The 23,864-nt window shown below is 45.9% G+C and carries 18 protein-coding genes; 7 read left to right on the top strand and 11 right to left on the bottom strand.

What is annotated here, in order from left to right; genetic code table 11:
• Positions 1-59: 59 nt before the first annotated feature.
• From JT717_RS13365 to JT717_RS13385, 5 genes are all read right to left on the bottom strand, one after another.
• Entirely contained in the window at positions 60-1,568 is a 1,509-nt protein-coding gene (locus JT717_RS13365) for a glycoside hydrolase family 43 protein (protein WP_205510984.1), read from the bottom strand.
• Positions 1,569-1,639: 71 nt separating this feature from the next.
• Positions 1,640-2,230 carry a hypothetical protein gene (locus JT717_RS13370; RefSeq protein ID WP_205510985.1) on the bottom strand — a complete coding sequence of 197 codons (591 nt, stop codon included), beginning with the start codon at positions 2,228-2,230 and terminating at the stop codon, positions 1,640-1,642.
• Between the two features lie 138 nt (positions 2,231-2,368).
• Complete coding sequence (locus JT717_RS13375) at positions 2,369-5,182, bottom strand: SprB repeat-containing protein (RefSeq protein ID WP_205510986.1); 2,814 nt, start codon at positions 5,180-5,182, stop codon at positions 2,369-2,371.
• A 177-nt stretch (positions 5,183-5,359) separates the two neighbouring features.
• Complete coding sequence (locus tag JT717_RS13380) at positions 5,360-6,202, bottom strand: polysaccharide lyase family 20 protein (RefSeq protein ID WP_205510987.1); 843 nt, start codon at positions 6,200-6,202, stop codon at positions 5,360-5,362.
• A gap of 1,251 nt (positions 6,203-7,453) precedes the next feature.
• Positions 7,454-7,849: a nuclear transport factor 2 family protein gene (locus JT717_RS13385; protein WP_205510988.1), complete on the bottom strand. Its 396-nt coding sequence runs from the start codon at positions 7,847-7,849 to the stop codon at positions 7,454-7,456.
• A gap of 243 nt (positions 7,850-8,092) precedes the next feature.
• On the opposite strand from JT717_RS13385, the gene JT717_RS13390 reads away from it, so the two are divergent.
• Positions 8,093-9,112 (top strand): AraC family transcriptional regulator, encoded by a 1,020-nt coding sequence (locus JT717_RS13390; RefSeq protein ID WP_205510989.1) that lies wholly within the window; start codon positions 8,093-8,095, stop codon positions 9,110-9,112.
• Between the two features lie 89 nt (positions 9,113-9,201).
• Here the strand turns inward: JT717_RS13390 and JT717_RS13395 are convergent, their stop codons facing one another.
• Entirely contained in the window at positions 9,202-9,651 is a 450-nt protein-coding gene (locus JT717_RS13395) for an SRPBCC family protein (RefSeq protein ID WP_205510990.1), read from the bottom strand.
• Between the two features lie 180 nt (positions 9,652-9,831).
• Complete coding sequence (locus tag JT717_RS13400; RefSeq protein WP_205510991.1) at positions 9,832-10,224, bottom strand: DoxX family protein; 393 nt, start codon at positions 10,222-10,224, stop codon at positions 9,832-9,834.
• Between the two features lie 414 nt (positions 10,225-10,638).
• Between JT717_RS13400 and JT717_RS13405 the strand changes: the two genes are divergently transcribed.
• Positions 10,639-11,046, top strand: a complete 408-nt coding sequence (locus tag JT717_RS13405) for a hypothetical protein (protein ID WP_205510992.1) — start codon at positions 10,639-10,641, stop codon at positions 11,044-11,046.
• 253 nt (positions 11,047-11,299) lie between these two features.
• Positions 11,300-12,532: a PQQ-dependent sugar dehydrogenase gene (locus JT717_RS13410; RefSeq protein ID WP_205510993.1), complete on the top strand. Its 1,233-nt coding sequence runs from the start codon at positions 11,300-11,302 to the stop codon at positions 12,530-12,532.
• Positions 12,533-12,599: 67 nt separating this feature from the next.
• On the opposite strand, the gene JT717_RS13415 is transcribed toward JT717_RS13410, so the two are convergent.
• Both JT717_RS13415 and JT717_RS13420 read right to left on the bottom strand, forming a co-directional pair.
• On the bottom strand, positions 12,600-13,385 hold the full coding sequence (locus JT717_RS13415) for a PI-PLC domain-containing protein (protein WP_205510994.1): 786 nt from the start codon (positions 13,383-13,385) through the stop codon (positions 12,600-12,602).
• 201 nt (positions 13,386-13,586) lie between these two features.
• Positions 13,587-14,702, bottom strand: coding sequence for an AI-2E family transporter (locus tag JT717_RS13420; protein ID WP_205510995.1), 1,116 nt, complete (start codon positions 14,700-14,702; stop codon positions 13,587-13,589).
• A 197-nt stretch (positions 14,703-14,899) separates the two neighbouring features.
• Between JT717_RS13420 and JT717_RS13425 the strand changes: the two genes are divergently transcribed.
• Entirely contained in the window at positions 14,900-15,721 is an 822-nt protein-coding gene (locus JT717_RS13425; protein ID WP_205510996.1) for an alpha/beta hydrolase, read from the top strand.
• Positions 15,722-15,723: 2 nt separating this feature from the next.
• On the opposite strand, the gene JT717_RS13430 is transcribed toward JT717_RS13425, so the two are convergent.
• Positions 15,724-17,673, bottom strand: a complete 1,950-nt coding sequence (locus JT717_RS13430) for an LTA synthase family protein (protein WP_205510997.1) — start codon at positions 17,671-17,673, stop codon at positions 15,724-15,726.
• A gap of 191 nt (positions 17,674-17,864) precedes the next feature.
• The gene (locus JT717_RS13435) at positions 17,865-18,167 is read right to left on the bottom strand and encodes a polyhydroxyalkanoic acid system family protein (RefSeq protein ID WP_205510998.1); all 303 of its coding nucleotides are present in this window, start codon (positions 18,165-18,167) and stop codon (positions 17,865-17,867) included.
• Between the two features lie 263 nt (positions 18,168-18,430).
• Here JT717_RS13435 and JT717_RS13440 point away from each other — a divergent pair, with 263 nt between their 5' ends.
• The 3 genes from JT717_RS13440 to JT717_RS13450 are packed head-to-tail and all read left to right on the top strand — an operon-like array spanning position 18,431 to position 23,860.
• Positions 18,431-19,162, top strand: coding sequence for an ImuA family protein (locus tag JT717_RS13440; RefSeq protein WP_205510999.1), 732 nt, complete (start codon positions 18,431-18,433; stop codon positions 19,160-19,162).
• A 1-nt stretch (position 19,163) separates the two neighbouring features.
• Complete coding sequence (locus JT717_RS13445) at positions 19,164-20,666, top strand: Y-family DNA polymerase (RefSeq protein ID WP_205511000.1); 1,503 nt, start codon at positions 19,164-19,166, stop codon at positions 20,664-20,666.
• A 14-nt stretch (positions 20,667-20,680) separates the two neighbouring features.
• Positions 20,681-23,860, top strand: coding sequence for an error-prone DNA polymerase (locus tag JT717_RS13450; RefSeq protein ID WP_205511001.1), 3,180 nt, complete (start codon positions 20,681-20,683; stop codon positions 23,858-23,860).
• The last annotated feature ends 4 nt before the right edge of the window (positions 23,861-23,864 follow it).

The raw sequence follows: 23,864 nt of genomic DNA on the forward strand, positions 1-23,864 counted from the left end.
CAAAAACCATCTCGCTTTGAAAGGCAGGCCTGTCAAATTTTAAATGTCAATGATCCTTGTTACCGGTTGATCAGTTCGAAGCTGGAGAATGCCGCATGTTGATCCGGAGCTCCTTTAAAATGCAAACCAGGCCGCGGACTTCGGTCCCATTGTGGCAAAAAGCCCAGGTCTTGTTTTATGCCTGAACCAATTTGCTGCCAGCCGGCTTCGGCCTGCTTGTAAAAGACTTCACAGCTAAGGTCGGGTTTCATGGTGAGCTTTAATTGCACAGGAACACCGGCCTTTATATCTTTAGTAGCCAAGATTGTTCTTTTATCGTCATTCACCATCCAGAATTCTACTTTATTGCCGATAGCGCCTATTCCTATGGCTGCTTTCGCATCCCCATAAAATACCAATCCTTTAAGTGCTTCATTGCTGTTTACTACTGTAGTGGTAACATCAAAATCATGGCTAACCGGCCGCACCGTCAATGCCACACCTGTTTTATTACTTTCTTTGAAGGTTCCAGACAGGTAGAACGCCCCTTTTTGCTGTTTTACAACGGGCGTGCTGTTGCGGAAATCCCATTGCCAGTAATGCCCTGCCTGCTTTTCCTTAAATGTGGTAGCAATATTGTTAGGGTTGGTATTGCTTGTTGCCTGAGTTACCAGGGAAGGCCAATCATTTTCATTTCTCCAATCCAATACTGCCAGCATTCCCTCCCGGCCGGTGAACACATTGCTTTCTTTGTTGTAGGCATGGTGAATGTAGATGTGTTTACCATCGTCCTGCTTTACAAATGTTCCATGTCCCGGGCATTTCCAGGCTTCATTGGATGCTAAAATAGGATTCTGGTTATAGTCTTCGTATGGACCTGTAAAGCTCTTTGATCTGGCCACCCGTACATTATAACTGCAACCACTGCCACAACAATTACCTGCAGAATAGAACAGGTAGTAATAGTCGCCGTTTTTCACAATACTCTGACCTTCCATTCCGATACGGTTATTATCTTTCAATAAGGAGAACACTTCACCCTCCAGCTTTAAACCATCCGCAGACAGCCTGCTGCCGAGAATTTCGATCGGACGGTCATCAAGGCCATAGGCTTTAAAAGTGATAAATAATTGTCCGTTGTCGTTATAAACAAATGCATCGATCGCTTCTTTCCCATAGCTTACAATAACGCCCTGGTCTTTGAATCCCCGGTCAGGATATTTTGAGGTAGCAACGCCTATACAGGAGATATTGTCAGCTTTCCGGCGGGCGGTATAATAAATGTAATACGTGTTATTATGGAAATAATACTCAGGCGCCCAAAAAGACCCGGAGGCCCATTCAGGTGTTTTGTCAAAAACATAACCGGTCTGTTCCCAATGCCGCAGATCTTTCGAGGTATAGATGGGAAAGTGCGGCGCCCATTCAGACGAAGTTCCGGTGGCATAATAGCTACCCTTTGTTTTAATGGCCGATGGATCGGCAAAATCGCCGGCAATAAAAGCGCCGGAGCCGGCTTGCGCCTGCAAGGTTTTAAATGAGGGAATGAAAAAAATGCCTATCAATAAACTGACGAAATGATATTTCATCTTTTAAAAATAAGCTTTTTGAACGATGGTTCTTATTTTTCAATTGTACAGGTGACCTTATCTATGTAGCATCAATTACCCTCATACCCGAACAGCACATGTTCGCGGTTCACTTCAAAGCCTTTCAATTTGGCGGCTAAAAGGGATTTGTGCAGTGCTTTAGAAATGAGAATTTCATCAACACCGAAATACATTAAAAACAGGTCGAGTTCAAACAGGCTCTTATCGTTCAGAAAAATTTTCCTGCAGAATATTCTTCCGGGATTTGTGTCATCCAATAGCTGTCCTGCGAGGTCCTTTGCATTTGTAGCCCGGAACTCCTTAGTGGTTTCATTCAGAAAATCATATTTACTGAAAACGGTCTTTTCATAATGTATGGCAGTTTCATAATCTTTTGTGGGATTGAGCCAAATGTAATCCATGACCTTATCCTTATGCTCGATCTTCACCTGGTACACTTCATGATCCGGTTGAATGTTAAATGTCGAAATGACCTCATATGCTTTTGGACTGATGAGTAATCCCCTTGCCCGGATACAGGATTGCGAAACAAAATCAGTTGCAACAGTCCGCGGATCCATTCTAAGGATAAATCTTTCAGGCGCTTTATTACCTTTTTTATTGCTGAGTTGCATCAAAGGATCAAATTCTATAGGTATCATACTGGCAAAAATTTGGGGGTAGATATTCCTGGTATGAGTATGGGGCATCCCTGAATGAATGATTAAATATTCTTTTTCCATAGTTAAAGCTGGCAATAAAAATAGTGCTATAATACGTATTTTCAGCCACACCCTCATCTACCACTTCACCACCTGCACGGCCGCCTGTTTGCCATTCTCCATATACCGCACGAAATAACTGCCATTCGCCAGGCCGGTGGTGGGTAAGAGCGTTGACGTGCTGCCTGCTGCTACCGGCCGGCTCATCAGCACCCTGCCATCGATGGTAGTGAGCTGTACATGGGCCGCTTTCCACACGGCGCTATGGTTCACCCGGATCTCGCTGTTGCCGGTAATTAACCGGGGAGTTACTGTCAACATCGGTTCACCGGCGGCATTCACCGTTACAATGGTGCTGTACCGGCTGCTGCCATCTTTATCTGCCATCAATAAGCGATAATAAAGTTTGCCGGTAGGAGCCTGCTGATCTACCGTTGTATAAATGCCCGGTTTAGTGCCAGTGGCCATTATCCGATGTAAAGCGGTAAAATGCCGGCCATCGGTGCTTCTTTCTACAATAAAATGACTGGCGTTTTGTTCATTGGCCGTCTTCCATTGCAATACGACTTTATCATTTTGCCTGTTACAGCTGAAGTGCAGCAAATGTATTGGTAACGGCAACATCACTGAGCAATAATTTACCTGTACGGTGCTGCTCTTACTGTCGGTGCAGCCGTTGATATTGCTGGCAACCGTTATGGTATAGCGGCCTGTATCGGCGTCATTGACCGCATTCAGGGCAAGGGTATTGCCAGGAACAATACTACCATCCGGCCGTTGCCAGCTATAGCTATAATAAGCATTGCCCGGTAATGTAAGCGTGAGGGGCGTTCCCTGGCATGCCGTGCCCTGTACATTTATAGCAGGTACAGCCAGTGAATCTATTGAGATATTGCGTGAATAACTGTTGCCGCAGGCATCTGCCATTAACACATTGTAGGTGCCTGCAGGCAGGTTACTAAATACTGGGCTTGCCTGGGAGGCCCGGGTTACCGGTCCGCCGTTGATCATGTATTGATAAGGCGCTACGCCGGCGCTGCTATCGGGCAGCATGGCCATCGTTCTGTTGCTGCCGCAAACAGCCACGGCTGCGGGCAACGATGCGAAGGTGGGCTGGGTATAAGGCAGTACCGTAAAGCGCTGTGTAATAGTGTCTGCGGTATAAGCGCTCATGCCTTTTAAATGTCTGACCGAGTTCTGATATTCAATATCTGAATACAGATATTGGAGGGTATACGTACCGGGTGGAACATTCAGCATAGAATCGGTCGTTTCCGATGTATTAAGGTATCTCCAATAACCGCGTTCCGAAACGGAAACCATTGCATGTCCCAATTGAAGCGCGCCGATATTGGTGTTGGCGGTATACACGATCCGGTTGTCATCAACGCATCCTTTTTTAAGGGTGGCAGCCAGGGTGGAATGCCGTAAATCACTGCTGTCGATGGTAATGCTGACACTGTCTTTATTACCACAGGTATCCAATGCATAGATCTTATAATTGCCGGCTGTCAGATAATTTATGAACAGACTGGTATATGCAAAAGGGATATCAGATAAAGTGTCGGGGTAGCTATAATGGTGCACCGTACCGTCTTTGAACGTGACCGAGGGCGGACCGGATTCTATTATTACATGGCCGTAAAATGCATTAAAGATAACCAGATGCAGTGCCGTTGTGCCTTCCTTGTTCGTGTAGGCGGGCACAAGTCCGGCACTTGCAATATCGATCGGGGGTACCTGCTCCCAGTCAAAGTAGATGGAATCTTTTTGACAACAATCTTCTCTTACCAGTTTATAGCCATTGCCTGCCGGGTATCCCTCGAAGGTTGAATTATTGGTTTGCGTGATCAAATGCGCCCCGCCGGGATCGTATAAGCTGTACGTCACCGTGGCACAATGCAATATAGATGGGTCGGTTCGCGACGGATTGTTATCGCCTTCATCAAAGGTATACCTGTACTGACCTCCACAGCCCGACAATTGAATGAATTGCTTCCACATATCGAGGGGAGTAAAATAGCCCCAGGTGGAACCGCTGGCGCCGCAATTATTAGCCGCGTCTATTGTCCAGCTTTCCATGCTATATGGTGTGTGGTGAAACCTGAAATAAAAAGTATCCAGCAGGTAACCAGAACTGTTCTTCGGAGTAGAAGCGTCCAGGGTATGGGTTATGGTAACATTATTGGGCAAGGTAAAAGTAACAGTATATGGATAACGGTAATGACCGTAGGTAAATGGGCGGATATAATAAGGAAGGTAGAAGGAGTCGCAATCGATGTAACGGAAACGTTGATAGCTGACCTCAAACGGTGCATTGTCTCCCTGTATAATGGATACCGTGCGTGTTTGAAAGTTTCCACAGGAATCGGTTACCTGGTAGGTATAATTGCCTGCGGGCAGGTTATTGAACACATTGCTGGTTTGTACGGGCACAGTTACCGGGGAAGGGGCAATCAATGCATAAGTGAAAGGACCACGCCCGCCGGTTACCATGATATCCAGCTGGCCATCCTGTTCACCGGGACAGGAGGTATTGGTGATATACGCACTTACGTTCGGCGTGCCATAGGATCCGGCAATCGTAAAATTCCGTACAACCGATGTATTGCAATTATCCGTTATGCGTACGGTGTAGTAGCCGGCAGCTAATGATTCGAAGATGTTTGATGATTGTGGCGGTGGTTGTACGGGTCCATGCGTGATAGTATATACATAGGGGGCCGTACCACCGCTTACTGTAATAGTGGCCGAACCAGACGACTGGCAACGGCTTTCCGTGGTAGCTACATTGGATATGGTTAAGGGAATGGCTGCGGGGCACTGCGCTTTGCCGCGGAATGTGGTGCATAACAAAATTCCCGCTAGCAAGGCTGGTACGAGATATCGCATAGGACGGAAAGGATATTTAGCGGCTATAAACGGTTAGTAATGACCGCTTATTGAAGACAGCCAGATAGAAATATTATCTTAATATGACCGCTAAAGCATAGTATACTAAAAAGAGCCCTTCCGTTTACCGGAAGGGCTATGTATAATTGAGGTTTTGTTCTGTCAGCAGCCTGCTTATTACATCGGCGCCATCACGGAATAGCTGGCGTATTCATCGCCCATTTTTACGTCATCAAAGTAAATGACTCTTTTGTTGGTAGCCGATGTACGGCTGCCATTCCAGTATGATTTGTAGATCCCGAATTTCCAGAAAGGCAGGTGAAAGCTACCATTGAGCGGATAGCTGTTAGCACCCGTGTAATTCACGATCAGCGCACCATCGCGCCAGATCTCCACCACACCGTCTGACCCCGCTGTATGGTTCACATGCATTACATATGAATGCCATCTGTCTTTATCGAGCGGCCCCATATCGATCCAGGTTTTGGCAAGCACCCGCAGGTACAGCCGGTCATTTTTTATCCGCAGGCAAAGTGCCGGAGTAGCGCCGCCGCCCTGGTGCCATTGGGTGATCACTTCCTCGGTGGCATCTGGTGCATATTCAGCGCTGGGAATATACATGGCATAAGAATACCAGCGGTTGCTGCTTGTTGCGATGGGAAAAGTGATCTCGGCTCTTGTTCCGCCTTGTACTTCGGGGTCATTCTCTCTTAATTCGAAGCGAATTGAATTGGTACCACTAAAGCGTTGGTCGGCAGAAGGTGTAATTGAATGGGGGGCTGCTGCCTGCAATTTTGCATACGTATTATTAAACCAGATCCCATCGGCATTCTCCTGCCAAAGTACATTGCCAATAGCTTTGATAGAGACCTGTTCGGTCATAGTATTGTCTATATCGCTTTCAATGGGAGCTGTCACAGCTTCTTTTCTGCAAGAGTATAAAGACGCTACTAATAAGGGAAGGGCCAGCAGTTGCTTGTTCTTAAATAATTTGCCTGAATTACGCATGGATGTCTTCATTTGAGTTTTTTAATTAATTGTTTAAATAGAGCATCTCGCTTTGCTTCGTGGTCAGCGGATGGACAAAGAATTCCCTGTCGCATCACAAGCCTTTTTTTTAAGCTGTGATCCGTTAACCGCGAAGGCATTTCATTACTGTTTCAGTTTACTTTTTCGTTGTATGGCGTACTTGAAGTACACGATACATCCTGGTGCACAACTGTAAACACGGCACACCGGTACGACGCTTACTTTTGATGATTAGCTACAGGTACGACTTTAACCAAATAACAACCTTGTGTTATTATGCTTTCTATTAGTCGGATAGATTGGCTTCCAATACTGCACGGGATAAAATAGCTTAAGCTGTAGAAGTTTCACAAGGGACAATAGGGCAGGGTTTACTAACTCGGTGTTAGTATCATGTTGTTTTTTAACAATACTCTTGCAATGATAATTCAACTATACGTTCTCTTCCAGCTGCCTGATCAAAATAGCAGCACCATTCCATTTGCCGTAAAACAGCCCTCAAACAGTTTTGAATAGTTTCAATACTGTTTCGGCCAGTTGAGCACTGTCTTCTGACAACCTAAAATCAATCTTTGTGTAAATGGAACTTTTCGGGCATGCTGAAATAAGTGTCTGGCATGCATTTCACCGGTGTTGGCACGGATTCCTTTTGTTTAACGCCCGGTTGAGATCTTTTGGCTGCGATAGGTGACGCACCCGGGAAGAATTGACTCAAAATGATGTTTCGCATAGGTCCTTTGTTTTTCTAAAGAGTATTTGTGCCTAGGTTGACAATTATGGTGCCTTAAAAGCCAGGGAAAAGAAGCAAATGAGCTCCGTCAGTAAATTTGGGTAAGGGTTGATAAGGGTTTCTGCTTACTGAAGTACATAAAACAGCCGTTTAAGCGGAGATAAAATAAGCGTAACAAAAACCACAAGCCTTGAGGAGAAAATGAGGAATGAATGCAGCACTGCCAAATTGAGTGTTTGTATTACAATTAAATGACTGCTCCTCTGCCGGCAAGCGCTGTGTAGGTTACAGCGCTAACCAGATCGGCCAGCGCAGCGCTAAGTAGTACAGATGCGAATTGTTCAGGACAAATGCAATTTTTCATGGTATTTTAATCAGCATGAGCAGACCAATTTATTGCTAGCTGCAAAGACAAAACATCTTCACGTCGTAAGTAACAAAGCCGCGTAGATCAAATGATGTACGCGGCTTTTAACAAATTAATACCAGAAATGAAATGCGGTATGGGTGTCTTATGACCAAAATGCGTTCTCTGCCGCTATATCGGAAGTAAACACTTTAGCGCTTACGATCTCGCCATTGTTGACGGTATAAACATCTATATTCTCTACATCGAGTGTAGTGCCATCCGCTTTAGACGCCTGCCATTGCAGCAGGCAGGCTACTTCATTTCCGTTGACGGTAACTGATTTAATATTCGTTAAGCGCAGGCTGTTTCCCGATAGCTCAAACATTTTTCCTACCATGCCAAAAACTTCGGCTGATGAATTTTTGATCCCTGATACCAGATTATCACCCGGTTGCTCCCAGCGAATATGGGGGCTCAAAAGCGCAGCAAGTTGTCCGTTATTACCGGTTTGAACAGCAGTCAGAAATTCGGTCACAATTGTTTTTGCCTGATTTTCCATATTAAACGTTTTTGAAATGATGAATCGATTTTTGTTTTATGATCAAAGTTTGTTTGTTCGTTTGACGGTTCAAAGGTGGGAAGAAAAGTACGGATCGTTGTTACCATTTGACGACCATGACTTGTCATATCGCGCCATTTTGCGTTTTTGCCATTTTGCGACAATATGTATACCTTTCGCGCCAATACCTGATTTATCTCCCCGTAAGCGCTTACCTTAGTGCTGTTATTATTATCTATAAGCATGGAAACGCCTGCAACTAACTTTATACTGGGCCTTTTGGCTTATGCCGCACAACGGGATCTGAGACCGGATCAACTTTGTAAGCTGGCTCATATCGATGCAGCCTGGTTAACTGCCGCCAATAAGCGGCCTTTGTCGGAAAAACAGGTAAACGATCTTTGGCTGAATGTGCTGCACCTTAGTCAGGACGCCCGGTTCGGTTTACACCTTGGCGAATCACTGCAACTGGCTGCGCTGGGAATAGTAGGCGAGATCATTAAAAGCAGCACGACAGTGGGCGAAGCAGTAACGAATGCTGCAGGGTTGGTAGAACATGTGACCGATTGGTTCAATATGACCGTCACCAGGAACAGTAGATCATTTACCATACAGATCAATCCATTGAAGGCAGACTGGAAGTCTTCTGTTCCCGCAGTTCAAATGCTGGATGTATTGATGGTCCTGACCATCCACGAGTTGGATGGGCTGTTATTGCATAAGATCACCCCGTTATCGGTGAGCTACATGCCTGATATTTCGAACCCCGAAGAATATGAACGCGTGTTTCGCTGCAAGCCTGTAGCTAAAAGCAGGAAAAACGCCATCAGCTTTGACAGCTCCTTTTGGGCCGAACCGATCATCACGGCGAATTACGAGCTACAGCATTTTTTGAAAGAGAAAATGACTGCTGTATTGCATACGGTGAAAAGGAAGGAGCGGTTGTCGGATAAGATCTACCGTTATCTTATCACCAATGCCTACCTCGGCATAGTGTCGCTGGAGGAAACGGCTGCTAATTTTCATATGAGTCCGCGCACCCTGCAACGCCGGCTGAAAGAAGAAGCGGTCAATTTTCAGCAGCTTGCCGACAATGCCCGCCAGTATCTCGCTGTACAAACACTTAAGCAGGGAAAATATACCGTGAAGGAAATAGCCTATATGATGGGGTATAATGAATTGAGCGCGTTTTCAAGAGCCTTTAAACGCTGGACAGGCAAGAGCCCTGAAAGCTACCGGTTAAAATATAGCGCAAGCTCTTAAAGCACACCAACTGCGCACAGGATATAAAAGCCGCGTACAACGAATGATGTACGCGGCTTTCCTTTTATTGGGATCTGGCAGCACCTGCATTATGCGTCGGGGATCTCGGGCTCTACTAATTTGGCCAGCTTTTCCAAAGACTCCTGCCAGCCTAAATAACACATTTCAGCAGGTATAGCAGCAGGAATACCTTCCTGGTTGATCTTTATTTCTGTACCAGCGATCGTTTTCCGAAGCGAAACAGTGGTGATGATCTCTCCCGGCAGGTTAGGATCGTCGAATGTATCGGTGTATTTCAAATACTCATTAGGTTTCAGCTCCAGGTAGCTTCCGCCGAATGAATGGCTATTGCCGGTTGTAAAGTTCATGAATGACATCTTAAAAGTGCCACCCGTTTTTACATTCATTTCGTGAACGGTGCAAAGGAACCCATAAGGAGGCAACCAGGATGCAATGGCAGGCGCTTCGGTAAAGGCGCGGTATACTTTTTCAGGTGATGCTTTAAGCATCCGGTGTAGCGAAACAGCATTGTTCGACATAAGATTTGTTTTTGATCCTACTCGTTTGGCTTTTCGGTTCCGCCCGTTTTTTGAGTGGTCGCTGCTCCACTTACTATTGTTTTATGCTGGAACAAAAATAAAACGGACAGCGGTATCCGAGCGGGGGTGTTTGCGCCAATATAAGGGCAGTTTGTGACTATTTGGAAACGTGAAGGATCGTCAGACCCGGTCGATGGCAAATTTACCCGGTCCGGTAAACAGCAATAACACCGCACCAAAGAACATAGCCAGGGCAGGCGTCATGGTTTCTACTGAATCATTCCGGTGAACAACGATCACGGCAACGAGAAAATTAATGATCAGCAATAAAGATGCGATCCGCGTCATCCAGCCCACAAGCAGCAATAGTGCGGCTATCAGTTGTGCATATACGGAGAGAATGGCAGCGATGACCGGTAAGGGAAAATGGAATGCTGCCAAAAAGCGGCTGAACTCGATCATCCTTTCCCAACTGAGTACGTTATCAACAACTCCGTACAGAATGCGGAGGCTGATAAACAATCTGAATATGCAAATACCCAGGTCTGCATGTTGTTTAAACCAGCTGTTCATTGGCAATTTTTTATTATTGAATCGTTAGCGTTAACAGTAGTGGTATTGTAAAAGAAGAAGGTTCCAGCAATTTACAATCCTCCCAGGGTTTCAAATATAGGATTTTTGGAGAGGAGGTGGCTGTACTATAAAGCACGCTTACATTATATAAATGGCTCTTTAAAAAAATAATAACAGGCGTTCGTTTGTTATAACTATTTGCAACAATTGCCGAATAAATTATAGTTTTTTACCCTGTTTTTTTAGTCTTGGACATCATGTTGTTTATTTTATGAAATCCGCTTCCAGAGCGGATTTTAACATTTAATACGGGGTTTTAGTATCCTAAAAATGCCCTTGAGTTGATTTCCATAGGCTCAAAACCCGCGCTATGTTTGCATCATCAAACGCAACAAACTCTTAAAACATACAATTATGAAAACTGATTCGAGGAATTACGGAAAATTAGCTATCGTAGCGCTGGCTTTTACCCTGGCTTTTACTACTCCTTCAATGGCTAATGATGGCGGAAAAGGTGATCATAAATCTGAATTGAAGTTCATTGGGAACGTAGACAATCAACCGGTATTCGAATTGAACCTGGACAATAAAGTGGAAGACGAATATACAGTGATCTTCCGCGATGAAAATGGTAATGTACTGTTTAATGATACATTCAAAGGCGCTGGTCTTACCAAAAAGTTCTTATTGAAATCAGATGAGCTCGGTGATGCCGCCCTGAAGGTAACGGTAAGATCTAAAAAAGGCAATACTACTGAAGTGTATTCTATCAATAGAAGTCATAGTTACGTTGAAGAAACACAAGTTAACAAGGTTAAATAAGAAGCTATTCAGTCAATATCCTACATTAGTGTTTTATAGGCGCCCCGTTCACCGGGGCGCTTTTTTGTGTATTTATAGAACCTTGAAAGTAGATACGCAGTACAAAAGATCAAAATTATCCCTAATGTGTCCGCGTCCGTTACACTTTCACGATCACGGGCAGGTGAATAATTTTTTTTGATAAAGCAGCTATCTGGAACGATTTTTTAGCGGGTAACAGCACTCTAATTATCCACCACAAAAATGAAGTTTCATGAAATCTGTTTCCTGGTTTATCACCCTTGCAGTTGCATTGACCGTGTTGAATGGCTGCTCCAAGGATGATAAAGACAAAAAACCTGAGTCGCCCTCTACAGGCAAACCTGTGGAGACCAATCCTCCCAATACCAATTACCCACCCGCATTTGCCGGTCAAACGCGGGTAAATGGTGTGAAGACTGCTGCTGCCTACCAGGCAACCGTTCTAACGTCTGCACTGGCCGCTCCCTGGGGCATCACCAGCCTGCCCGATGGTCGTTTACTGATCACCGAAAAAGCCGGCAGGATGCGTATTGTTACCAACACGGGCCAGGTGGGTAATCCCATTACCGGCATTCCTGCGGTGAATGCTTCTGGTCAGGGTGGTTTGTTAGGTCTTTGTATCGACCCGCAGTTTACCTCGAACAGAATGGTATACTGGGTGTTCGCTGAAAACGTCAGCGGCGGTACCGTTACCGCAGTCGCCAAAGGCCGGCTGGCCGACAATGAGGCCAGCATAGAAAATGCTACCGTGATCTATCGCGCCAATCCACCATTTAATGGCAACCTGCATTACGGCGGCCGTATTCTTTTTGACAATACCGGTCACCTGATCGTGAGCACCGGCGAACGTTCCAGTTTAACCACACGCTCCCTGGCACAGTCGGTTACGGCTGCATTGGGAAAAATAATCCGCATAACCACCAGCGGAAGCCCGGCGCCCGGAAATCCAGGCTTCAGTCAATCAGGTGCGTTGCCGGAATTATACAGCATCGGTCATAGAAACCCACAGGGAATAGCCATACACCCCAAAACCGGTGATCTTTGGGAGAGTGAACACGGTCCACGCGGCGGCGATGAGATCAACCGCGTGCAGGCAGGCGCTAATTATGGCTGGCCGGTAATTACCTATGGCATCGAGTATAGCGGACAGCCCATTGGTAACCCACCCATACAGCAGCAGAACGGTATGGAGCAACCGGTGTATTACTGGGATCCGGTTATTTCACCCAGCGGTATGACCTTTTACAAAGGCAACCGGATCCCTGAATGGGAAAACGATCTTTTTATCGGTGCATTAAGCGGTACGCATATCGCACGCCTGGTGATCGAAGATAATAAGGTAGTAGGGGAGGAAAGATTACTGGCAAGCGAAAATCAACGTTTCCGGGATATTACGCAGGGAAAGGATGAAGCCCTGTATGCCATAACCGACGGCGGCCGCTTATATAAGATCGATAAGCAATAAACAAGACGGATACCATGAATAAACGATGCCATCCGCTCGAGCGGATGGCATCGTTGTTTTATAAAGATTATGATTGCCTTACTCCATTCTTTTTTAAGAACTCCGCAAGGGCTTTAATGCTGTCTGTGTTAATATAATCAACCCCCAGTTCTATGAGCTTTTTCCAGCCTTCAATGAAATCAGGCGTATTCCACAATCTTATTTCTTTGCCTAAAGCATGGCCTTTGTCCACCGCCTTCTTTAATTTTTCCCAGTCATTCTCCGGCAAGGGTTCGTGCCCGTTCCATTTAGAATAATTAATGAAGTTCTCGCCCAGCAAAGCGATGCGGGAAAGGGCTTCCTTGCTGTAATTGGCGCTTAATAAACCATCGAACCACAGAAAAGAAGGATAAGAACCATAGGTAGTATGATGGGGTTTACTGCCGGTTACCAATATAGTCAGGGACGGACATTTTGTAACGGCCGGGTATTTCATAAACAGATCTATCAGCTTATTGATGGTGGTAATGGCTTCCGTTTTTACGTCGAGCATTAATATCAGCTTCCTTGTTGTATCGGCATATACATAACCGCCGTTCTTTTGAATGATGTCTGCCAATGGGCTCAGATACAGATTTTCAAAGGTGCGGTTTTGTGCTACATCCTTTATCGTATGCGCCACATACAGCTCATTGTCGTTCAGGCTTAGATATACATCTACTTCAATGGAGCCGTACTGCAGGTTATATGCCGAATAAAAAGGAGCCGATTGTTGGTAGTCATTGTGTGAATGCGCATTGGCCGTGGTATAAACAGCAGGTTGGGCATACACATGCAAACATGGTAGCAGGAAGCAAAGCAATAGGGTTTTCATACGAATGTATGTAAGGGTTTAATTAAGTGCTTTTCTCAGGAATTGATCTCCAGGGGCTATAATGGTTGGCTGATAGTGTAAAACAAATAAAGAAAAATTAAGTGAGAAATGCAAGGTTTTTACAGATTCTCTGCAAAAGGAAGGCGTTTTCCGCTGATAATCATACAGCTTAAAATGTTTTAATAACCTTTTTCGTTTGGGTCACTTCTTTTTTTTCAGGGCAGCCGCTGCGTTTTTAAAAAAGGTCTTTACTTTCTTTTTAACTCCTGTGTCCTCTTTTTTCTCATTGCCGATGAGGTAAGCATAGGGTTTAAGCGGGGGCACATGCTCGCAGATGATTTTGGTGATGCCTAACATCGGTATGGCCAGTACCATTCCGGGAATGCCCCATAGTACTTCTCCGGCAACCAATCCTATAATGGTAAACAATGGATTGATCTGCACCTCGGCGCCTACGATCAAAGGCTCCAGCAGGTATGATTGAATAAACTGTACAAGTACGTAGGTAACAAGAATACCGATCAATACATTGGAACCTCCGCCCTGTACAAGCGACATACTTAAGGTGAGCGCTGTTCCTATGAGGTTGCCCACAAAGGGCACTATTTCAAGTAAACCGCAAATGATGGCGAAGAACAAAGCATTTTTAACGCCGGCAATGGTAAACCCGATGGTATACATGATCCACAGGCAAACGATCATCAAAAAAAGACCGGTTAAGTATTGCTGCGAAACTTTCTGTGCTTCATTCACTGTCTTCAGCGCATCTTCAGCGCGCGCTGGCGGCACCATTTTAACAATAAAGCCTTTCAGCTTTCTGCGGAAAAAAAGAAAAAGGAAAATATACACGAGGGTCAACACGGCGTTTGTCAGAAAGCCGAATAAACCGGTCAAAAAACCAGTCACGAATGAACCGGTTTTACCGGAGCCGGATGATTGTTGCTTTTCAATTAATTGTTTTTGCTTCTCCTGTGAAATGTTGAACACCTGTTCTATATACTGGCGAACGCTATTATATTTTTTAGTAACCTGTTGTTCCAATTTGGCGCTATCCTGGCCGATACTGGCCATTTGCAGGCTGGTAAATAAAATGATCCCCGCAAAAAAAGCCACTAATGTGAACATGGCAAGCAGGATCGCCAGCACATGAGGGACCTTCTTTTTTTGCAGCCATTTAACCAGTGGCAGGAGCAGCATTGCCAGGAGGCCTGCAAATGTCAATGGCATTAAGAAGGGTTTGGCATAGACCAGGATCACCACTATCAGCGCGGCGATGCCTAAAGCAAGTGTGGGTTTTAATAATTGCCTGGTGGTCATACTTAGCCTATAGAAATAATTATACCTATGGGCTTCAATGCTTTGAGGGCGATGTTCCCTTTCCCTGCAGCTAACCGTTATCTGTTCTGCATTCGTTTGTGGAAGAATGTCTACAGGTAAATGTTTAGCTTTCAATTGAACGAATGTGGTAATATTGTTCCCGGTTAACAAAAGCTGGGATATATAAAAACATTCGAATGAAATTATTACCATTCCTCCTTCTTTTCCATGTAACCTGCCTGCAGGCACAGCAAACTTATGTAACTGAAAAAGATATCAGCTATTATCCTGCATCGGTTGCCAATAAGGATGCCTATATGAATAGCCAATGTAAACTGGATCTTTACTATCCTAAAGGTGCAAAGAACTTTGCCACCATCCTGTGGTTGCATGGGGGTGGTATTACGGGTGGAAAAAAAGAAATACCCGCAGCCCTGATGGAGAAAGGGTATGCGGTGGTGGGGGTAGCTTACCGTTTGTCGCCAAAGGTAAAAGCCCCGGCCTATATTGAAGATGCCGCAGCGGCCCTTGCCTGGGTATATCAGCATATTCAAAGCTATGGTGGTAATAAGCGGCTGATCTTCGTATCCGGTCATTCAGCAGGCGCCTACCTGGGAACGATGATCACCCTGGATAAAAAATATTTGAAGCATTATGAGATCGATGCCGACAGTATTGCCGGTCTAATTCCTTTCAGCGGCCAGGCGATCACGCATTTTACTATCCGCAATGAACGAGGCATCAAGGGTACACAACCGGTTATCGATGAATATGCACCTTTATATCATGTCCGGAACAATGCACCGCCCATGCTGCTGATTACCGGCGACCGCGAAAAGGAACTGCTGGGGCGATATGAAGAAAACGCCTATTTATGGCGCATGATGAAACTGGCCGGCCATACCAAAACAAGATTATATGAACTGGATGGGTTTGATCATGGTGGTATGGCACAGCCTGCCTTTCCCTTATTGCTTAAAGAAGTGGCTGCCATCAGCAAGGAGCATATGAAGCAGTAAGCTTATTCTTTCAACCCTCCGTGTTTATACAGGTAATAAGCCGTTTGATAAGAAGCCACGGCATGTTTCAACAGGTTTTGATCAATGCTTTTTTGGGGCACGAGCTCATCTGTTTGTTTATGCCATTGATAGGTGGCATTTTTTTGTTGCGGACTTAAGACCGCCAGTTTGTCGGGCAGCAGATAACCCAGTTTTTGATAGGTGGCCACCCATGCTCTTGGCTGGTAACCTGGCAACAGCACGTTTTGTCCATACCAGTTGCTTTCATATTGCCAGTTGAGTAATCCAAATAAAGTGGCGAACAGATCGATCTGGGAGCAATGCTGGTCAATAATGCGGCCGTCTTTTGCCAGATTGTAGATGATACAGGGAATATGGTATTTTGATACATTGATCTCATTCTTGCCGGCGCTGCTGGCGCAATGATCCGCCACAAATATGATGACCGTATTATTGAACCAGGGGGCTGATTGTATCTTCTTCAGAAATTGTCCAATGGCATAATCTGTATATTCCACTGCACCTTCTCTGCCTGAACCGGAGGGAATGGCCACTTTCCCGGAAGGGTAGGTATAAGGCTTATGATTGGAGGTGGTCATTACAAAATCAAAAAAAGGTTGATGATGTTGGTATTTCCGGTCAGCATCGCGAATAACCGCATTGTACAGGTCTTCATCACAGATACCCCAGGCATTCTCAAAGTGGATCTCCTCTTTTGGGATCACGGCGCGTTTGGCGTGTATGGCTTCATCAGGGATCATACGCCCGCCTTTGTCGCAGATATCGAAGCCGTTGTTGCCAAAATAATTATTCATATTATCGAAGTAGCCATCGCCGCCATAGAAAAAAGTACTTTGGTAACCGGCTTTTCTGAAGATGCTGCTTACGGTAAACAGGCTATCATTATCGGTCCTGCGCACAATGCTGTTGCCGGGCGTTGGTGGCACACACAAAGTTAATGCTTCCATACCGCGCACGGTGCGGGTGCCTGTTGCATACATGTTGGTGAAGAGGATACTTTTGTCGGCCAGGGAATCCAGTACAGGTGTAATGCCTTGTGTATTCCCGAAATGTTGCATAAAATCGGCGCTGAAGCTTTCGATGGTCACGAGGATCACATTGGGCCTTTGTGCTGTACCCGGATTATTAATACGGCGGCGAATGCTATACCCATTGGATACAAATTGCGTTAGCTCGTCTGTCAGATCTGTTCTTACGGTCTGAAAAACCTTTTCTTCGTTTTCTTTTGCATAAAAATCATAATAGTTCAGCTCATTACTTTTGAAGGCGGCAAAAAAAGAAAAAATGCCAGCTTTTGCTAATTCATTCTGGTAGTGATTTGGACTGGTATCGGCCCAGCTGTTTGACATAAAGCAGGCTGCGATCGCTGCGGCCAGTAAACTGCCTGTGATGATGAGCCGGTGTTTTACCGGGGTAAAAGCCTTGAAACTATCGTAAAAAATGTTTCGTTGATAGAACAAGAATAAGACCAGTACCGTGAGGGCTACCATGGCGCTGATCAACCAGGGGAGGGGATAAGACTGGTTGATATTATTGATCACTTCGAAAGTGTATACCAGGTAATCAACCGCAATAAAATTGAAACGGCTTTCAAATTCATCCCAGAAAGCAAACTCCGCAAAAAAGGCGAACAGGACAATGAGCACAACCAGGAAAGAGCCGGTATACGTTATTACTTTGTTAATGGCAGACCTGTTCCATTTTTCCGGCAGCAGTAACAGGTAAACCCCATAAGCGCTCGTGAAAAACAAGGCAACCGCGGTATCGTATAGCAGTCCCTTGCCCAGGATCAGAGGTATGGCCAGGACGGTGGTGATGCTGGCTTTATGGAAGTAAAGCCCCAGGAAGATAAGCCTGGTAAGCAATGAAATAATAAGGAAGAACACGATGAAGCTGAAGAGGACCGAGTACCGGGTTTTGAAAAGTCGCATAGTTTCTTAAAATGTCAAAACAACACGGCGATTCTGAAAAAAATCTGAAGTGGCCCCAATACTACATGTTACCAATGGCTATGCTATAATGCCGTTAACTGGCTGATCGTGCCTGAATCTTTTTCACGGTAGACTCTTCCCGGACAAACTGGTGCGCTTTCCAGCATCACATATTTAACATAAGCTCCACTTTATGCAAGCAAGGCCTTTGCTTTTTCTGTAATTATAGATGCAATTTGTCCTTTAAACAACGCTACTGCAAAAGGCAGGTCTGAATCCAGTTGCACTTCATTTTCCCTTACCTGGATAGTGCCAGCAATATTAAAACCCTTGGCAGAAAAGCTGAAATCGCCGTTCGGGCCATTCCAGTTCTCCTGTACATTGGTCACTGTGCCTTTTTGTTCTTCCTGTAAACGGCCCAGCAATTGTTTTATGCGGCTCAATGCTTCTTCCTGGGTTTGTGCATGTGGTATATTCAAAGATAATTTCGACATATTATATTGATTGATAAGATTATGATAATCGGCACAAATGTATAACATCTGTCCTTTAGTTTTTTCTTTTACAATTCCTGCCAAAAGTATCAATTGATGACAAAAAAGTACAGGATGTAATTTTCTAAGTACGATGTATCCTTTTTTTGTTATGTCAGCAATTTATATTCCAATAGTTTATCGTCACCATTATGTATTATTCATTCTTTCTGCCTATTGCCTTTAGTATAGAATGCTAAGTATTTTAGTAGGTTTGCTTTTGCATGAATCAACCAAATTCCGATATAATCCGGCAGCTTCAGCATGAGATCTTACCGCTCCAGGGCTATAGATCTGCATGGGGAGAATCGTTTATAAAAATTGATCTCGGCCCTGTGAATGCCGCATTCCCGAATGCCCGTTTCCCGGTGGGTGCAATCCATGAATTTATGGTGAACAGTCCGGAAGAAAAGGCGGCAACATCAGGATTCATCGCTGCTATCCTTTCCTTTTTAATGCAGCGCGAAGGAGTGGTGTTATGGATCAGTGCAGGCCGGAACATCTTCCCACCCGCGCTTGCCTTTTTTAATATCGATCCGCACCGCATCATTTTTATTGATCTGCATAATCAAAAGCAGGTAAGCTGGGCGGTGGAAGAAGCATTGAAACTACAGGGGCTCGCAGCTGTGATCGGCGACCTCCGTGAACTTGATTTTACGGCAAGCAGGCGTTTACAACTGGCGGTAGAAAAAAGCCGGGTCACCGGATTCCTGCTGAATGCCAGTAGAAACAACAGCAATACCAACGCCTCTCTATGTCGCTGGCAAATATCGCCGGTGCCCAGTATACCCATCGATGAGCTGCCAGGACTTGGTTATCCATGTTGGCAAGTGAAGCTCTTAAAAGTTCGGAATGGCCGGCCAGGTTCCTGGGAGATCGCCTGGATGAACAAACAGTTCGTTGCTAAGCATAATACCCGGATAATGATTCCTGAATGGCACAAAAAAACAGGGTGATATGAAAAAGCGTTTTGTGGCTCTGTGGTTCCATCACCTGGAAACAGATTGGTTTATTGTACGTCAACCTGCATTACAAACGGTTCCTTTTGTGCTTGCTGTGAAAGACCATGGCCGGCTGGTAATTACAGCCGCCAGCAACCCGGCAGAAGAGCAGGGCATCAAAAAAGGAATGGTAGTAGCAGACGCCCGCATGCTGCTGCCTTCCCTGGAAGTGCTGGACCATATCCCTGGCCTATATGAAAAATTATTGGGCAAACTGGCGGAATGGTGTATCCGCTTTTCTCCCTATGTGGCTATCGATGCGCCGGATGGACTTATCTTCGACGCTTCAGGATGTGCTCATTTATGGGGTGGAGATATAGATTACCTGTCAACCATTATAAAGCGGCTGCATGGCCGCGGTTATCAGCTGCGGGTTGGCATGGCCGATACCATTGGCGCTGCCTGGGCCATTGCACGCTATGGAAGATCATCGCCGGTTATTGAGCCGGATATGCAATCGACCGCATTGCTGCCATTGCCGCCCGCTTCCCTGCGCATTGAACAGGAACTGGTGGAACGGTTCTATAAATTAGGTTTACATCAAATACAGGACTTTATCAGTATGCCGCGTTCTTCGCTGCGGCGGCGTTTCGGCCAGGCTTTTTTGCAAAGACTGCACCAGGCCCTTGGTATGGAGCCCGAATATATGCAGCCGGTTCAACCGGTAGAACTTTACCAGGAGCGCTTGCCCTGCCTGGAACCCATTGTTACCCGTTCCGGCATTGAGATCGCATTACAACAGCTATTGGAAAAATTATGTAAGCGGCTCGAGCAGGAAGAAAAAGGCATCAGGACCCTGCGCCTGCATTGCCACCGGGTAGATGATGCCATTATAACAATAAGCATTGGTACTAATTTCCCTTCCCGCCATGGTGAGCACCTCTTTAAATTATTTGAGAACAAACTGCCCACTATTGAACCTGCATTAGGGATTGAACTATTTGTACTGGAAGCGGTAAAAGTAGAAAATCATGTTCCCATCCAGGAAAAGTTATGGGAAAAGCGCAACGGCTTGCAGGATACCCGCCTCGCGGAGTTGTTAGATCGCTTCACCGACCGTTTTGGCGCCAATTGTTTTCACCGGTACCTGCCTGATGCGCATTACTGGCCTGAACGAAGCATACGATTGTCAACTTCATTGCAGGAACCGCCAACTAACAACTGGCGAATGGATCTGCCAAGGCCCATACATGTACTTGCCCATCCACAACCTATACAGGTTACAGCGCCCATTCCGGATTACCCACCTATGTTATTCCGGTATAAAGGCCGGTTGCATAAGATCGTAAAGGCCGATGGGCCGGAACGGATTGAGCAGGAATGGTGGCTGACAGCAGGCGAGCACCGCGATTATTATTGTGTGGAAGACGAGGCGGGACAAAGGTTCTGGCTGTTCAGGAGTGGTCATTACGATGCGGAAAAAATGGTTGGTTGGTTCCTGCATGGATTTTTTGCATGATATAAACAGGTGTTATGGAGTATACAGAACTACAGGTAACCAGCAACTTTAGTTTTTTACGGGGCGCCAGTCATCCGGAAGAAATAATGGAGCATGCGGCGGCTTTAGGGTATAAACAAATTGCCATTACCGATCGCAATACGCTGGCCGGCATCGTACGGGCGCATGCAGCCGCTAAAAAAGCAGGCCTACGGTTGATCATTGGTTGCCGGCTCGACCTCCAGGATGGCCCATCCCTCCTGGCTTATCCAACCGATGCTGCTGCCTATTCCAGGCTTTGCCAGTTATTGAGCCGGGGTAACCTGCGTGCTGAAAAAGGAGAATGCCATTTAAATAAAACGGATGTATATGAACTGTCAGCGGGTTTGCAGTTTATTGTTGTGCCGCCCGATGCCCTGAATGAGCAGTTCCGGTTTGATGATGCGTTTATAGCAGCACTGCATGAGTACAAACAGGAAATAAAAGACCAGCTATACATCGCTCTTTCCCGCCGCTATTATGCACATGATGCAAAATATATGGTGAGGCTGGCACAACTATCCAGGGAGGTAGGGGCGCCAATGGTAGCCGTGAATGATGTGCACTATCATGAACCCGGGCGGCGCGAGCTCCAGGATATTGTTACCTGCATCCGTGAGAAATGTACGATCTATACAGCTGGTTTCCGCTTACACGCAAATGCAGAGCGCTACCTGAAACCAGCAATCGAAATGATGCGGCTGTTCAGGCAATTCCCGGATGCTATTGAGAATACGGAAAAGATAGCCAGGACCTGTACCTTCAGTCTCGACTCCCTGAAATACGAATATCCGCAGGAGATCACCAGTGAAGGCCGCACGCCGCAGGAAGAATTAACGCTGCTAAGCTGGCAGGGCGCGCATGAACGTTTTGGTGAGACCATCCCTGAAAAAACAGTAGCTGCCATAAAATATGAGCTCGCCTTCATTGAGCAGATGAAGTATGCTTCCTATTTCTTAACGGTATATGATATAGTTCGATTTGCGCGCTCAAAACAGATCCTGTGCCAGGGCAGGGGTTCTGCCGCCAATTCAACAGTTTGTTATTGTTTGGGCATCACGAGTGTAAACCCTACGAAATTCGATCTCTTGTTTGAACGGTTTATCAGTACCGCCCGCAATGAGCCGCCCGATATTGATGTTGATTTCGAACATGAGCGCAGGGAAGAAGTGATCCAGTATGTGTATGAAAAGTATGGGCGCGACCGGGCCGCCATTGTAGCCACGGTTACCCAGCAACATCAGAAAGGCGCCTTACGCGATGTAGCCAGGGCCATGGGCATTTCTGTGGATACCATCAACCAGTTATCCGGTTCCATCTGGGATTCCATCACAGAACGGATTGACCATAAAACACTCCTGCAGCAGGGCCTTGATCCGGGGGATCAACATTTGCTGAAAGTGTTGCAGCTCACCAATCAATTCATGGGTTTTCCGCGGCAGCTGGGCCAGCATACGGGCGGCTTTGTTATTACCAAAGGCAAATTGACAGATCTCTGTCCCGTGCTCAATGCCCGGATGGAAAACCGTACCTGCATAGAATGGAATAAAGACGATATAGATGCATTGGGATTTATGAAAGTGGATGTACTTGCATTAGGCATGCTGACCTGTATTCGTAAAGCATTTGATCTGGCTAAACGGCATTATAACCTCGATTGTACACTGGCCAATATTCCGCAGGATGATCCGGCGGTGTATGAAATGATCTCCCGCGCCGATACCATCGGTGTATTCCAGATAGAAAGCCGGGCGCAGCAAAGCATGTTGCCGCGGTTAAAACCCAAAACATTTTATGACCTGGTCATAGAAGTGGCCATTGTTCGTCCGGGCCCCATACAGGGCGATATGGTGCATCCTTACCTGCGCCGCCGCAATGGGGAAGAACCGGTTGTGTATCCATCTAAAGAACTGGAGGAAATATTAGGACGTACTTTAGGCGTTCCTTTATTCCAGGAACAGGCCATGAAGATCGCCATTGTAGCAGCGGGTTTTACCCCGGCAGAAGCAGATGGATTGCGCAGGAGCATGGCTACATTCAAGTCGCAGGGGATGATCACCCGGTTCCAGGAAAAACTGGTCAAAGGAATGACTGAAAGAGGGTATCCGATGGAATTTGCACAAAGGGTATTTAAACAGCTGGAGGGTTTTGGATCTTATGGTTTCCCCGAAAGCCATGCCGCCAGTTTTGCATTGCTGGTATACGTGAGCAGCTGGCTGAAATGTTATTATCCGGATGTGTTTGCATGTGCATTATTGAATAGCATGCCGATGGGGTTTTACCAACCGGCACAGATCGTCATAGATGCAAAAAACCATGGGGTAGTTGTAAGACCGGTGGATATAAATCATTCCGGTTGGGATAATTCCCTCGAAGAGCCCGATGGCAAATACCGCGCTTTGCGTATCGGTTTCAGGCAAATAAAGGGAATGCGCAGGGAAGATATAGAAGTATTGGTGAGTAAGCGAAATACTGGTTTTACAAGTATTCATGGGCTGCGGGATACCGGATTGTCGCAAAGCTGTCTGGAAATGCTGGCCGATGCAGATGCTTTCCGGTCACTGGGGCTCGACCGGCGCCAGGCCTTATGGGAGCTTTCGGCAAAGGACAGTTCCATTGAACTGTTCAGGGGACAGCCACCTGCGGAAGCAAAAGAAGAACAGGTGCAATTGCCTGCCATGAGTGAAGGGGAACATGTGGTACAGGATTATGCGTCGGTATCGCTTTCATTGAAAGCCCATCCCGTAAGTTTTATCCGCGAAAAACTGGAGCAGTTACATATTACACCGGTCAATCAGCTCGCTTCAATGAAAGATGGCGACCTCGTTAAAGTATCAGGCCTGGTATTGGTACGCCAGCGGCCGGGAACCGCCAGTGGGGTTTGTTTTATGACCATTGAAGATGAAACGGGTTGGGCAAACCTGGTGATCTTTCAAAACCTCTTCGATCTGTACCGCAAAGAGATCCTGCAATCGCGGTTGATCATGGTGGAAGGTAAACTGCAAATCGAAGGCGATGTGATCCATATAATTGTTTCTGCCTGTTATAATTTTTCCAGGCTGTTAAAACATTTGACTGCCTCGCAAAAAGAGCAGGCTGCATTATTGACCCTCTCGCGGGGCGATGAAAGACCTGCGCCTGCAAAACTATTTGGTGAAGCAAGGAATTTCAAATAAGCCT

It is taken from the genome of Longitalea arenae, assembly GCF_016924755.1.
In the GTDB taxonomy this organism is placed as follows: Bacteria; Bacteroidota; Bacteroidia; order Chitinophagales; family Chitinophagaceae; genus Niastella; species Niastella arenae.

Coding starts and splice junctions, on each gene's coding strand:
- JT717_RS13385 (WP_205510988.1), bottom strand. CDS start 7,849: ATGGAAAATCAGGCAAAAACAATTGTGACCGAATTTCTGACTGCTGTT.
- JT717_RS13415 (WP_205510994.1), bottom strand. CDS start 13,385: ATGAAAACCCTATTGCTTTGCTTCCTGCTACCATGTTTGCATGTGTAT.
- JT717_RS13365 (WP_205510984.1), bottom strand. CDS start 1,568: ATGAAATATCATTTCGTCAGTTTATTGATAGGCATTTTTTTCATTCCC.
- JT717_RS13405 (WP_205510992.1), top strand. CDS start 10,639: ATGAAAACTGATTCGAGGAATTACGGAAAATTAGCTATCGTAGCGCTG.
- JT717_RS13390 (WP_205510989.1), top strand. CDS start 8,093: ATGGAAACGCCTGCAACTAACTTTATACTGGGCCTTTTGGCTTATGCC.
- JT717_RS13400 (WP_205510991.1), bottom strand. CDS start 10,224: ATGAACAGCTGGTTTAAACAACATGCAGACCTGGGTATTTGCATATTC.
- JT717_RS13410 (WP_205510993.1), top strand. CDS start 11,300: ATGAAATCTGTTTCCTGGTTTATCACCCTTGCAGTTGCATTGACCGTG.
- JT717_RS13450 (WP_205511001.1), top strand. CDS start 20,681: ATGGAGTATACAGAACTACAGGTAACCAGCAACTTTAGTTTTTTACGG.
- JT717_RS13420 (WP_205510995.1), bottom strand. CDS start 14,702: ATGACCACCAGGCAATTATTAAAACCCACACTTGCTTTAGGCATCGCC.
- JT717_RS13380 (WP_205510987.1), bottom strand. CDS start 6,202: ATGAAGACATCCATGCGTAATTCAGGCAAATTATTTAAGAACAAGCAA.
- JT717_RS13445 (WP_205511000.1), top strand. CDS start 19,164: ATGAAAAAGCGTTTTGTGGCTCTGTGGTTCCATCACCTGGAAACAGAT.
- JT717_RS13435 (WP_205510998.1), bottom strand. CDS start 18,167: ATGTCGAAATTATCTTTGAATATACCACATGCACAAACCCAGGAAGAA.
- JT717_RS13430 (WP_205510997.1), bottom strand. CDS start 17,673: ATGCGACTTTTCAAAACCCGGTACTCGGTCCTCTTCAGCTTCATCGTG.
- JT717_RS13395 (WP_205510990.1), bottom strand. CDS start 9,651: ATGTCGAACAATGCTGTTTCGCTACACCGGATGCTTAAAGCATCACCT.
- JT717_RS13440 (WP_205510999.1), top strand. CDS start 18,431: ATGAATCAACCAAATTCCGATATAATCCGGCAGCTTCAGCATGAGATC.
- JT717_RS13370 (WP_205510985.1), bottom strand. CDS start 2,230: ATGATACCTATAGAATTTGATCCTTTGATGCAACTCAGCAATAAAAAA.
- JT717_RS13375 (WP_205510986.1), bottom strand. CDS start 5,182: ATGCGATATCTCGTACCAGCCTTGCTAGCGGGAATTTTGTTATGCACC.
- JT717_RS13425 (WP_205510996.1), top strand. CDS start 14,900: ATGAAATTATTACCATTCCTCCTTCTTTTCCATGTAACCTGCCTGCAG.